General features: G+C 45.9%; 13 protein-coding genes. All 13 read left to right on the top strand.

Annotation, left to right across the window (positions count from 1 at the left end; genetic code table 11):
* Nucleotides 1-12 precede the first annotated feature (12 nt).
* Nucleotides 13-750, top strand: coding sequence for a UMP kinase (gene pyrH, locus L5M37_RS03055; RefSeq protein WP_006080981.1), 738 nt, complete (start codon nt 13-15; stop codon nt 748-750).
* A 21-nt stretch (nt 751-771) separates the two neighbouring features.
* Nucleotides 772-1329 (top strand): ribosome recycling factor, encoded by a 558-nt coding sequence (gene frr, locus L5M37_RS03050; protein ID WP_012088724.1) that lies wholly within the window; start codon nt 772-774, stop codon nt 1327-1329.
* 81 nt (nt 1330-1410) lie between these two features.
* Complete coding sequence (locus tag L5M37_RS03045; protein WP_028760605.1) at nt 1411-2238, top strand: isoprenyl transferase; 828 nt, start codon at nt 1411-1413, stop codon at nt 2236-2238.
* 20 nt (nt 2239-2258) lie between these two features.
* Entirely contained in the window at nt 2259-3116 is an 858-nt protein-coding gene (locus L5M37_RS03040; RefSeq protein ID WP_131523803.1) for a phosphatidate cytidylyltransferase, read from the top strand.
* Between the two features lie 4 nt (nt 3117-3120).
* Complete coding sequence (ispC, locus tag L5M37_RS03035) at nt 3121-4311, top strand: 1-deoxy-D-xylulose-5-phosphate reductoisomerase (RefSeq protein WP_263199347.1); 1191 nt, start codon at nt 3121-3123, stop codon at nt 4309-4311.
* A gap of 39 nt (nt 4312-4350) precedes the next feature.
* Nucleotides 4351-5721, top strand: coding sequence for a sigma E protease regulator RseP (gene rseP, locus L5M37_RS03030; protein WP_028760602.1), 1371 nt, complete (start codon nt 4351-4353; stop codon nt 5719-5721).
* 31 nt (nt 5722-5752) lie between these two features.
* Nucleotides 5753-8233, top strand: a complete 2481-nt coding sequence (gene bamA / locus L5M37_RS03025) for an outer membrane protein assembly factor BamA (RefSeq protein ID WP_028760601.1) — start codon at nt 5753-5755, stop codon at nt 8231-8233.
* Nucleotides 8234-8297: 64 nt separating this feature from the next.
* Complete coding sequence (locus L5M37_RS03020; RefSeq protein ID WP_028760600.1) at nt 8298-8795, top strand: OmpH family outer membrane protein; 498 nt, start codon at nt 8298-8300, stop codon at nt 8793-8795.
* Nucleotides 8796-8798: 3 nt separating this feature from the next.
* Nucleotides 8799-9824 (top strand): UDP-3-O-(3-hydroxymyristoyl)glucosamine N-acyltransferase, encoded by a 1026-nt coding sequence (gene lpxD, locus L5M37_RS03015; protein WP_263199344.1) that lies wholly within the window; start codon nt 8799-8801, stop codon nt 9822-9824.
* 31 nt (nt 9825-9855) lie between these two features.
* Nucleotides 9856-10320 (top strand): 3-hydroxyacyl-ACP dehydratase FabZ, encoded by a 465-nt coding sequence (gene fabZ / locus L5M37_RS03010; RefSeq protein WP_006080990.1) that lies wholly within the window; start codon nt 9856-9858, stop codon nt 10318-10320.
* Nucleotides 10317-11087: an acyl-ACP--UDP-N-acetylglucosamine O-acyltransferase gene (gene lpxA / locus L5M37_RS03005; RefSeq protein ID WP_263199342.1), complete on the top strand. Its 771-nt coding sequence runs from the start codon at nt 10317-10319 to the stop codon at nt 11085-11087. Before fabZ ends, lpxA begins: the two co-directional genes overlap by 4 nt.
* A gap of 241 nt (nt 11088-11328) precedes the next feature.
* Complete coding sequence (lpxB, locus tag L5M37_RS03000; RefSeq protein WP_113938987.1) at nt 11329-12507, top strand: lipid-A-disaccharide synthase; 1179 nt, start codon at nt 11329-11331, stop codon at nt 12505-12507.
* Entirely contained in the window at nt 12507-13139 is a 633-nt protein-coding gene (gene rnhB, locus L5M37_RS02995) for a ribonuclease HII (protein ID WP_263172263.1), read from the top strand. Before lpxB ends, rnhB begins: the two co-directional genes overlap by 1 nt.
* Nucleotides 13140-13179 lie beyond the last annotated feature (40 nt).

The raw sequence follows: 13179 nt of genomic DNA, 5'->3' as shown, positions 1-13179 counted from the left end.
AGGATAAAAATTATGAGCACCAATCCAAAACCCGCATTTAGACGCATTCTTCTTAAATTAAGTGGCGAAGCACTGATGGGCGACGAAGGCTTCGGCATCGACCCTAAAGTATTAGATCGCATGGCTCAGGAAGTGAAAGAGCTGGTTGAGCTGGGTATTCAGGTGGGTGTGGTTATTGGTGGTGGTAATCTGTTTCGCGGTGAAGGCCTAGCAAAAGCAGGCATGAACCGTGTGGTGGGCGATCACATGGGTATGCTGGCAACGGTTATGAACGGCTTGGCAATGCGAGACGCCCTGCACCGTGCCTATGTTAATGCTCGTCTGATGTCAGCTATCCCGTTAAAGGGTGTGTGTGATGATTACAATTGGGCTGAAGCGATCAGCTTGCTAAAATCTGGCCGAGTGGTTATTTTTGCTGCCGGTACAGGTAATCCTTTCTGCACGACCGATTCTGCGGCCTGTTTACGCGGCATTGAAATCGAAGCTGAAGTCGTATTGAAAGGCACTAAAGTCGACGGTGTATACTCCGAAGATCCAATGAAGAACCCAGACGCCGTTAAGTATGATGAAGTGACTTATGCGGAAATTCTGGAAAAAGAATTAAAAGTAATGGACTTAGCCGCCTTTACTATGGCGCGTGATCACGACATGCCTATTTTAGTCTTCAACATGAATAAACCTGGCGCTCTACGCCGCGTTATCATGGGTGAAGAAGAAGGCACGCTGATCAGAGCGAAAAAAGTTATTTAATGACCAAGAAGGACATTTAACGTGATTGAGAACATTAAGAAAGATGCGCAAGAGCGTATGGGTAAATGCGTTGACGCGACTAAAAACCAAATGGCAAAAGTGCGTACCGGTCGTGCCCACCCAAGCCTGCTGGATTCCATTCAAGTCTCTTACTACGGCACTATGACGCCACTAAACCAAGTGGCTAACGTGGGCGTTGAAGATTCACGCACTCTGTCTGTGACTGTGTTTGACCGTAGTGCTATCCAAGCCGTTGAAAAGGCTATTATGAGCTCTGATTTAGGTCTGAACCCTATGTCAGCTGGCGCGACATTACGTATTCCATTACCCGCGTTGACTGAAGAACGTCGTAAAGACTTCATCAAAGTGGTGCGTAACGAAGCTGAAAACGGTCGTATTGCTATCCGTAACGTGCGTCGTGATGCGATTTCTGAAGTGAAAAAGCTTGAAAAAGCTAAAGCTTGTACTGAAGATGATGTGCGTCGCAGTGAAGAAGAAGTGCAAAAGTTCACCGATGCTCACATTAAAAAGGTCGATGAGATTTTAGCAGCCAAAGAAATTGAGTTGATGGAAGTCTAATCTCAGTTCGATAAGCTAGAGTTGATGCGCCGTGTAGGGGTATACTACACGGCGTTTGTCTATTTTAAAGGGCTGTATTAGATGTCATCCACAGTGGAACTTGATCCGCACCCTAGGACGAGTGAGAGTGATTTATACACTCAAACGACCTTGCCGGGACAATTACCCGAACTCGTGAAACAGTCGTTACCTAAGCATGTTGCTATTATCATGGATGGCAATGGGCGTTGGGCACAAACCCAAGGTAAACCACGAGTGATGGGACATAAGGCTGGTGTTAAGGCCGTTAGAAGAGCCGTAAGCACGGCAAGCCAATTAGGGATTGAATCGCTAACCTTATTCGCATTTTCTAGCGAGAATTGGCGTAGACCCGATAAAGAAGTCAGCTTGCTGATGGAGTTGTTTTTTACTGTATTACAGCGCGAAATTAAATTGCTGGATAAGAATCAGGTTAAGCTCAACATTATTGGCGATATCAGCCGCTTTTCGGCGCGATTACAGAAGCAAATTGCTGCTGCTCAAGAGAAGACATCTCGCAATACTGGCTTGGTTCTGAATGTTGCGGCTAACTATGGTGGCCGTTGGGACATACTTCAAGCAGCACAAAAATTAGCGGAAAAGGTCGAAACTGGCGAAATGACCAGCAGTCAGTTCACCGAAGAAGCCTTAAGTGCACATTTGTGCATGCAAAATCAGAGTGAAGTTGATTTAATGATCCGCACGGGCGGGGACTGTCGCATCAGTAATTTTGTGCTGTGGCAGGCGGCCTATGCAGAATTGGTGTTTACCGACACCCTTTGGCCTGATTTCGATGAACAGGCTTTTCATGAAGCGATAGCCATTTTTGCAAGTCGCCAGCGCCGTTTTGGTCTGACTGGAAGTCAGATTGATGAGATGCGTGCATTGTAAAACCTCATGAGGGATTTTTTTTGCTAAAACAACGAATAATAACAGCAACTTGGTTAGTTCCATTAGTTTTAGGGGCGATATTTTTGCTCCCTGCCAGCTACTTCGCCTGGGCCTTAGTTGCCGTCTTCCTTATTGCAGCAAAGGAATGGGGAAGAATTATCGATAATCAGTGTGATGTCACTCAGTGGAGCTTTACCTTCACAGTTGGTATCTTATTGGTGGCAATTAATCTTATTGTGCCAATCGATGCAGTTTGGTTAAGCCATCAGTTACATCCTATCTATTTGGCCATTCTCTATATTGGTGCATTCTGGTGGTTAGCATCACTATTATTAGTGGTAACTTATCCTAAAAGCGCTAAGTTCTGGCAAAAGAATCCTATGTTTAAGTCCATGTTTGGACAGTTAACCTTAGTGCCTTGCTTTGTTGCTCTTATCGCACTCAAATCCATTAGCTCACAAACTTCACCCTATTACGGCCCAGTATTAGTACTGTTAGTGATGTTGATTGTGTGGGCCGCTGATTCTGGTGCTTACTTCGTCGGTAAAGCGATAGGTAAAACGAAACTGATGCCTGCAGTGAGCCCTGCTAAAACCTTGGAAGGCCTACTTGGTGGTTTAGTGACGACTATGCTCGTGGTTGCAGGTGTTATGTATTATTCGCCAGAGCAAGAACTGGGTTTAGTTGTGGCAGTGACCTTATTTGTTGCTTTAGTGTCGGCGCTGGGCGATTTATCTGAGAGTATGTTTAAGCGTGCGGCCTGTATTAAAGATTCTGGCACTATTTTGCCCGGTCACGGCGGCGTGCTCGACCGCATCGACAGCCTGACTGCAGCCTTGCCAGTGTTTACCCTGATCTACATTGCATTCTGGATGTAACGCTATGCAAAATATGGTGATTTTGGGTGCTACCGGTTCAATTGGTGCTAGTACCTTAAGCGTGATTTCGGCTAATCCATTGGCTTATAGCATCTATGGATTGGTGGCTAATGCGAGCGTTGATAAGATGCTGGCTTTGTGTGTAGTCCATAAACCGAAAGTCGCGCATATGGTGGATGAAGAGGCTGCGAAACAGTTACGCGCCGTTTTACCCGCTGCGCTCAATATCCAAGTCACTACTGGCATGAACGATTTACTCGGTTTAGTGACGGCTGCCGAAGTGGATACTGTAATGGCTGCGATTGTCGGGGCGGCAGGGCTAGTACCAACCCTTGAAGCCGTGAAGGCGGGAAAGCGAGTATTACTGGCCAATAAAGAAGCTTTAGTCATGTCGGGTGAGTTGTTTATTGAGGCGACTAAGCGCTCTGGTGCTGTGCTCTTGCCCGTGGACAGTGAGCATAATGCTATCTTTCAATGTTTACCCCTAGAAGTGCAGGCTAACCTCGGCCGTTGCGATTTAGCTGCGTCGGGTATATCCCATATTTTGTTGACCGGTTCTGGCGGACCTTTCCTGCGGTCGGATCTTGCGACACTTGCGGCTATGACGCCTGCCCAAGCCTGTAAACATCCTAATTGGTCCATGGGACCTAAAATATCTGTCGACTCCGCCACTATGATGAATAAGGGTTTAGAGTTCATTGAGGCGCGGTGGTTGTTTAACACTCAGGCTGAGCAACTTAAGGTGGTTATTCATCCGCAAAGCGTGATCCACTCTATGGTGCAGTACCGTGATGGTTCGGTTATCGCCCAAATGGGTAACCCTGATATGCGCACACCGATTGCCCATTGCATGGCTTATCCGCAAAGAATTCATTCGGGCGTTGAACCTTTAGATTTTTTCAAAGTCGGACAGTTAAGCTTTTATGAACCTGATTTTGAACGTTTCCCCTGTTTGGCTTTGGCTATGGAGGCGTGTGCCCAAGGCCAAGAGGCTACAACCGTATTAAATGCTGCCAATGAGGTAGCTGTTGAAGCATTCTTGCAGGGGAAAATTGGTTTTACGCAAATTGCAAAAGTGAATGAGGCTTGTTTAGTCACTGTGCCTAAACGTCCTATGGGCAGCATAGAAGATATTTTAGCCTTAGATGCGCAAACCCGCGTCTATGCGCGTGAGACATTAGCAAGCATCGCTTAGCTATAGCTGAGTGATGAAATTTATAACGTAAGGAGTGGGATGTTAGATTTTTTATGGAACTTAGGTTCTTTCATCGTTGCACTGGGTCTGTTAATTACTGCCCACGAATACGGCCATTTCTATATCGCGCGACGTTGTGGCGTGAAAGTCGAACGTTTCTCCATTGGTTTTGGTAAGGCTATTTGGCGCCGTGTTGGTAAAGACGGCACTGAATATGTGTTAGCCATGATCCCCCTTGGCGGCTATGTCAAAATGCTTGATGAGCGTGTTGAAGACGTTCCCGATGAATTAAAAGATCAAGCGTTCAATCGTAAAACCGTATGGCAACGTATTGCGATTGTGGCCGCAGGTCCAATTGCTAACTTTATTTTTGCCATCGTTGCCCTGTATTTTATGTATCTGATTGGTGTGCCATCACTTAAGCCTGTGATCACCTCGACGACCCCCGGGACTGCTGCTGCGCAAATTCAAATCACAGAGCCAATGCAAATAACGGCCATTTCCGGTCAGGCTGTGCGTAACTGGGAAGAAGTGAATTTAGCTTTAGTCGGCCACATAGGTGATGAAAGTCTGAGTGTATCGCTAACGCCATTGAATGGTTTGCAAGGTTTGGATTCTAGTGCGCGGTCTTACACCTTAGATACGCGTAATTGGCGTTTTGATCCTGAAAAAGAATCCCCGATTACGGCATTAGGGTTAGGTATTTATCGTCCCGAAATCGTCCCCACCATTGCTGCGATTAGTCCTGACAGTGCCGCTGCAAATAGTGAGCTAAAAGTCGGTGACACCTTAGTCGCAATAAATGGTAAAAATTATACCGATTGGCAGGCTTTTGTTGACATTATTCAACATTCTGCCAATGTGCCTGTGAGTTTAACTGTGCGTCGCAATGGCGAACAGTTTAATGTGGCAGTGACACCCTTAAGCAGTAAAAATGCCGATGGCCAAGAGATAGGTATGCTCGGGGTGAGCCCGACCCAAGCACAATGGCCAGACAATATGCGTTTACAACTTGAATATGGACCAATCGATTCTTTCGGCATAGCAGCGGATAAAACATGGCAACTTGTTGCTGTGAGCTTTAAGATGATTGGCAAATTATTTACCGGCGATGTGTCGGTGAAAAACCTGAGTGGACCCATTTCGATCGCACAGGGTGCGGGCAGTAGTGCAAACTATGGCTTGGTCTATTTTCTCGGGTTCCTCGCGCTCATCAGCGTCAATTTAGGCATCATTAACTTGCTGCCTTTACCTGTGCTCGATGGGGGACACCTGCTGTATTACTTTATTGAAGTAATAACTGGTAAACCTGTACCTGAAAAGGTGCAGGAAATAGGATTCAGATTTGGGGCAGCAATACTGCTGATGTTGATGAGCGTTGCGCTTTTCAATGATTTTGCCCGACTCTGAGCAAGGACAGACTAATAATTAGAAGTGCTCTATGAGATTGAATAAACTTTTTGCCTCGATGTTATTCGTCGGTGCGTCGTTTTCAGGGACTGTGTTGGCAGATACTTTCCAACCGTTTGAAGTGACCGACATCCAAGTTGAAGGTTTGCAACGAGTTGCACTCGGTGCTGCCTTGTTAAGCTTACCAGTAAAAGTAGGTGACACTGTTGACCAGTTAAGAATCCAGCAAGCGATTAAAAGCTTGTATGCATCGACTAACTTTGAAAATGTCTCCGTGAGCCGAGATGGCGGTGTATTAGTGGTGAAAGTCACTGAACGTCCAACTATCAGTGCCGTGACATTCGATGGCAACAAAGACATTAAAGACGAACAGTTACAGGAAAGTCTGGACGGTTCTGGCGTTAAAGTCGGTGAGTCGCTCGATCGCACTATGTTGACCGGTATTGAAAAGGGTCTGCAGGATTTCTACTACGGCGTGGGTAAATACGGCGCGAAAGTGGAAGCCCAAGTGATTAACTTACCCCGTAATCGGGTTGAGCTGAAATTTAAGTTTACCGAAGGTTTAGCGGCCGAAATCCGCCAAATTAACGTGGTCGGTAATCATGAGTTCACCGATGCTGAGTTGATTGGCATGCTGGAACTTAAAGATTATGTGGCTTGGTGGGATCTGTTCGGCGAACGCCGTTATCAGAAGCAAAAGCTGCAGGCCGATCTCGAGACCATCAAAACCTATTACCACAATAAAGGTTATATCCGCTTCGAAGTCACTTCGACTCAAGTGGCTATGACGCCTGACCGTAAAGGTTTATATATCACCATCAACGTAGATGAAGGTGAGAAATATAAAGTTAAAGAAGTAAATCTGACGGGTGATTTGATGGGCCGTGAAGAGTTGATGAAATCAATTCTGCCAATCAAAGCGGGTGATATGTACAACGGCGGTGATGTGACTTTCACCGAAGAAATGTACAGCAAGTATCTAGGCCGCTTCGGTTATGCTTACCCTGAAGTGAAAACCTACCCTGAAATTGATGATAAGACTAAAGAAGTCACCTTAAACATCAATGTTAAACCGGGTAAACGTGTTTACGTACGGGCGATTAACTTCACTGGTAACACAGTGACTAAAGATGAAGTGATGCGCCGTGAGCTGCGTCAGATGGAAGGCGCTTGGTTAAACTCAGCGCAAGTTGAGCAATCTAAAGCCCGTCTTAACCGTTTGGGCTTCTTTGAAACCGTTGACACTGAAACCATTCAAGTGCCAGGTACCGATGACTTAGTTGATGTTGCGGTTAAAGTGAAAGAGCAGCCGTCGGGCTCATTCAACGCGGGTGTCGGTTATGGTACTGAATCAGGTCTGAGCTTGCAGTTTGGTGTACAGCAAAACAACTTCTTAGGTACAGGTAATCAAGCAGGTATTAGCTTGAGCACCAACAAGTACTCTAAAAACGTTAACTTATCCTATACCGATCCGTACTGGACAAAAGACGGTGTGAGTTTAGGCGGGAGCGTTTATTGGAGTGAGTTTGACGCCAATGAAGCTAACTTAGAACGTTATAAAAACAGTTCTTACGGTGTGGCGCTTAACTCGGGTTTCCCGATTAACGAATACAACCGTATCAATGGTGGTATTGGCTATCGTCACAACACGATTTCTGAGATCTCAGCTTATGAGCAGGCGCTGCGTTTCTATAACATCTATCGTGATGACGATCCAAACGCAGACTTAAGTTTTGATAACTTTGAACTTAGCCTGGGCTGGTATCGTAGCACCTTGAACCGTGGCACTTTCCCAACAGATGGCTCGTCCCAGCGTCTGAACGGCAAAATGACTTCGCCAGGGTCTGATTTACAGTATTTTAAGACAGACTTTGACACTAACTACTATTTCCCTGTTAACCGCAGTCAGAGCGTTGTGCTCTTGGCCCGTGGTCGATTAGGTTATGGTAACGGTTATGGTCAATTTAATGATAATGACCAAATTTTACCTTTCTGGGAAAACTATTACTCAGGTGGTAGTAGCTCGCTACGTGGCTTTAAGTCGAACTCTGTAGGTCCACGTTCATTCTATCTCTATCGAGGTAGTGAGCCGTGTGCACCGGATCCATCGGGCGATGGCTGTAGCTTGCCTGGCGATCCTAATAGTATCCAAGTCAGTTCTGGCCGCTCTATCGGTGGTAATGCCCTTGCAACGGCAAGTATGGAGTTGATTGTACCAACCCCATTCCTGGATGAGGCTTACACTAACTCAGTTCGTACTAGCTTCTTCGTCGATGCGGGTAACGTCTGGGATACTGAGTTTGATTACGAGTCATATCAAACACTTCCGGCGGACGAGTTTGCTAAGTTACAAGACTATAGTGATCCAGCTCGCCTGCGCGCCTCTTGGGGCTTGAGTGTGCAATGGTTATCACCTATGGGACCTATGGTGTTCAGCTTGGCGTGGCCGCTTAAAGAATATGAAGGTGACCAAACGGAGATCTTCTCTTTCAATATTGGCAAAACTTTTTAAAAGGCATACACTCGGCAAGTTTTGCTGACAATAACAAGGTAACAAGGAGTTTATTTTGAACAAGATGGTAAATTGCGCGCTGATGACGTTAGTTTTGTTAGGCGCGCCGTTAGTGGCACATGCTGAGAAAATTGCCGTAGTGGATATGGGCGCTGTGTTTGAACAGCTCCCACAACGTGAACAGATCTCTCAATCTCTGAAGAAAGAGTTTGGTGATCGCGTAGCTGATGTCCAAAAAATGCAAGAAGAAATGCGTTCTCTGATGGAGAAGCAGCAACGTGATGGTGCATTAATGAACGATGCACAAAAAACTGAGCTGGTTCGTAAAATGGAATCGCTAAAATCTGAATATCAGTTAAAAGGCAAAGCATTGGATGAAGACCTACGTCGTCGCCAAGGTGAAGAGCAAAATAAACTGTTAGTTAAAGTGCAAAAAGCCATCAACACTATCGCTGAAAAAGACCAATATGATTTGGTATTACAACGTGGTGCTGTCATTTATGTTAAGCCTAACGCTGACATCAGTGGCAAAGTGGTTGAAGCCTTAAGCAAAGGCAAGTAATAGATGAATAGTGTGACTTTAAAAGAGCTATGCCTGTTATTAGACGGTGATATCCAAGGCGACGAAACGCTAATTATTAATAGTGTGGCGACCTTAGAAAATGCCAAGGCGGGTCAGATCTCTTTTTTAGCCAACAGTAAATACCGCTCTCAGCTTGAGGCAACTCAAGCGAGTGCGGTGTTATTGTCAGCTAAAGATGCGCAGGATTATCAAGGTACTGCGTTAATTGTAAAAGATCCATATGTCGGTTTTGCTCGTGTTGCTCAGTATTTGGACACTACACCCAAAGCAGCGGTGGGTATCCATCCTTCGGCACAAATTGATCCTTCAGCCCATTTAGGGGAAGGTGTCGCTATTGGCGCGAATGCTGTGATTGGTGCGAACGTCATTTTAGGTGAAAATGTGCAGATCGGTGCCGGTGTTGTGCTGGGACAAGATGTGGTTATTGGCTCAAAAACACGTTTGTGGGCTAATGTCACCGTCTATCACGATGTGCATTTAGGACAGGATTGTATTATCCATTCGGGTGCCGTATTAGGCTCAGATGGTTTTGGTTATGCTAACGAACGTGGTCAGTGGATTAAAATTCCGCAGACAGGTGGCGTGCGTATTGGCGATCGGGTTGAAATTGGTGCTAATTCAACGGTAGATCGTGGGTCATTAGGCCATACAGAGATCCACGACGGTGTGATTATTGATAACCAAGTGCAAATTGCCCATAACGATATAATCGGCGAAAATACTGCTATTGCAGGCAGTACTACTGTTGCTGGCAGTGTCACTATTGGTAAATATTGTATTATTGGCGGTAGCTGTGCCATCGCAGGTCATTTGAGCATTGCCGATGGTGTGCATGTGTCTGGTGCTACCAATATCACCACTAATATGCGTGAGCCTGGTTTATACTCTTCTGCCACCGTGGCAATGGACAATAAACTTTGGCGTAAAAATACAGTTCGTTTCCGTCAGTTAGATGAACTGTTCCAGCGTGTTAAAACGTTGGAAAAAAATTTAAAAACACCAGATTAATTGCCCCAAGGCAATTTGAGGAACTCGGTTCGTGTCTAATCAAATGAACACTATGGATATTAAAGAAATACTTAAATATCTACCCCATAGATATCCATTCCTATTGATCGATCGTGTGCTTGATTACACTCCTGGTGTTAGTCTGCAGGCGATCAAAAACGTTTCAATAAATGAGCCATTTTTTCAGGGACATTTCCCGATACAACCTGTGATGCCAGGTGTGCTTATTTTAGAAGCGATGGCACAGGCAACTGGCCTGTTAGCCTTTAAAACGATGAGTAGTGATGTACCACCACCAGGTGTGTTGTATTACTTTGCTGGTATCGATAATGCGCGTTTTAGACGTGTGGTTGAGCCAGGAGATCAAATTCATTTTGATGTCAAAATGATTAAAGAGCGCCGCGGGATTGGCGTTTTCTACGGTGAGGCCAAAGTGGATGGTGAAGTGGTTTGTTCCGCTGAAATCATGTGTGCCCGCAGAGAGATTAGTCAGTGATAGATACATTAGCGTTTGTGCATCCCGATGCAAAAATTGGCAATAACGTCACTATTGGCCCTTGGACCTATATCGGTGCGGGCGTCGAAATTGGTGATGATTGTTGGTTGAGTTCCCATGTGGTGGTCAAAGGCCCAACGATTATCGGCAAAGGGAATCGTATTTTTCAATTCGCCTCCGTTGGTGAAGAATGCCAAGACAAAAAGTACGCTGGCGAGCCGACACGACTGATCATTGGTGACAATAACGTCATCCGTGAAAACGTGACCATTCACCGCGGTACAGTTCAAGATAACAGTGAAACCCGTATTGGGTCGAATAACCTGTTTATGAACTATGTGCATATCGCCCATGACTGTGTGGTCGGCGATAATGTCATCATGGCGAATAATGCATCTATTGCAGGTCACGTGCACGTCGGTGACTGGGCGATTTTAGGCGGTATGACAGGTGTGCATCAGTTTGTGCATATTGGTGCCCATGCATTTACTGCTGGTTGTTCTTTAGTACTGCAGGATGTGCCTCCCTTTGTGATGGCAGCGGGTCAACCGACGGTGCCTCGCGGCTTAAACAGTGAGGGTATGAAGCGTCGCGGTTTTTCTAAAGAAAGCCAGTTAGCCGTGCGTCGTGCTTATAAAACGTTATACCGTAGCAGTTTAACGGTAGAAGAAGCGATTGAAGTATTAGCTGAAGATGCGCAGAACGATGAGCAAGTCAAATTACTGCTTGAGTTTGTAAAGTCATCGAGTCGCGGCATTATTCGCTAACTTGATGACCACATGACAACAAAAGGGCATTTTTATGCCCTTTTGTATTATTGGTTTAAGCCTTTTTTGTGGTAGACGTAGCCGTTAAAAATGTGTTTATTCATCAATGCATTCGACCATAAATGAGCTTAGTCATTAATTGAATCATTAACTTAACATAAGTGTAGGCTTGGAACGATGCATTTTAGGTGCGGTTTACCTCTTCATCCAATGCCATTAATTCATGAGACGTGATTGGTTTATGAGCAATAAAACTCCATTAGTGTTTGCCATGGTTGCCGGAGAACTCTCAGGCGATATTTTAGGTGCAGGTTTAATGGCTGCGCTGCAAAAGACCCATCCCGATGCGCGCTTTGTCGGTATCGGTGGACCCCGCATGGAAGCCCTAGGCTTCAAATCCCTGTTTGCGATGGAAGAACTCGCAGTGATGGGAATCGTTGAAGTGTTATCTCGTCTACCTCGCTTATTAAAAGTGCGGTCATCCTTGATTAAAGAGATCACCGCGCTTAAGCCCGATTGTTTTATTGGCATAGATGCACCGGATTTTAATATAGGCCTCGAGCTTAAACTCAAAGCGCGCGGTATTAAAACCGTCCATTATGTGAGCCCATCCGTGTGGGCATGGCGCCCAAAACGTATATTCAAAATCGCGAAGGCGACCCATATGGTGTTGTCGTTATTGCCATTTGAGAAAGCTTTTTATGACAAGCATCAAGTACCTTGCACCTTTGTGGGTCATACCTTAGCGGATGATATTCCGTTGCGAAGCGATAAAGCGGCGGCGCGTCAGTTACTTGAACTCGATGCCGATGCAGAATATTTAGCGATTCTACCGGGATCCCGTGGTGGCGAGTTAAAGCAACTGGCTGAGCCTTTCGTGAAGGCGGCTTTACTGATTAAACAGAACTTCCCTGATATACGTTTTGTGACGCCACTGGTAAATCAAAAACGCCGTGAGCAATTTGAGCAAGCGCTGAAGGATTTTGCACCGGATCTCGAAATTCATATGGTCGAAGGTCAGTCGCGCGAAGTCATGGCGGCTGCCGATGGCATTTTATTAGCATCTGGCACCGCGACGTTAGAAGCCATGTTGGTCAAGCGTCCAATGGTGGTGGCTTATCGTGTTAGCCCTATGACCTATTGGATTGCTAAGCGCATGATGCAGGTCGAGCGTTTCTCGTTACCGAATCTACTGGCTGGAAAAGATCTCGTCCCTGAGCTCATTCAAGAAGATTGCACGCCAGAGAAAATAGCTGCGGCGGTCACAGTCGAGTTAAATCGAGATTTTACGCCGCTCAAAGCTGAATTTGATGCCCTGCACCAAGTGTTACGCCGTGATGCGAGCTTAAAAGCCGCTGAAGCGGTAATGGCACTGGTTGAGCCTAAACCAAGTCATGCTAAATCGCTGGAGGCTAACTAGTGGCAACTTTTAAAAGTTTAACCGACGCCGATTTGCTGGCCTTTTCGACGGGATTAATTGCTGGTGTGGATGAAGTCGGCCGTGGGCCTTTAGTCGGCGATGTAGTGACTGCGGCTGTGATTTTAGATCCAAACAAGCCCATCAGTGGTCTGAATGATTCCAAGAAACTCAGTGAGAAGCGCCGCGAAGCTTTGTTTGATGAGATTTGTGAAAAAGCCCTGTGTTATCACGTGGGCCGCGCAAGTCCTGCTGAAATCGATACGCTTAATATCTTGCATGCCACTATGTTGGCAATGCAGCGCGCGGTTGCAGGGCTTAAGATTGCGCCTACGTTGGTGTTAGTCGATGGCAATCGCAGTCCGGCATTTGTTGCCCATAATGGCGTCTCGCTTACCAGTCACAGCATCATTAAAGGTGATGGTTTAATTGCCAGTATTAGTGCCGCATCGATTATCGCCAAAGTGACGCGTGATCGTGAGATGGATGTGCTCGATGCTGCTTATCCGCAATACGGTTTTGCTAAGCATAAGGGCTATCCGACTAAGGCGCATTTTGAGGCCATCGCCGAACATGGGGTGTTTGACCAATATCGTAAAAGTTTTAAACCCGTCAAGGCATTACTGGGACTGTAAGCTGTGCTCCCAAGCTACCTGAAGATACGAGTTTCAGGTT

Source organism: Shewanella sp. SM69, from assembly GCF_025653985.1.
In the GTDB taxonomy this organism is placed as follows: Bacteria; Pseudomonadota; Gammaproteobacteria; order Enterobacterales; family Shewanellaceae; genus Shewanella; species Shewanella oncorhynchi.
The sequence above is the reverse complement of the archived record's forward strand: the minus strand, read 5'-3'. Positions and strand labels throughout refer to the sequence as shown.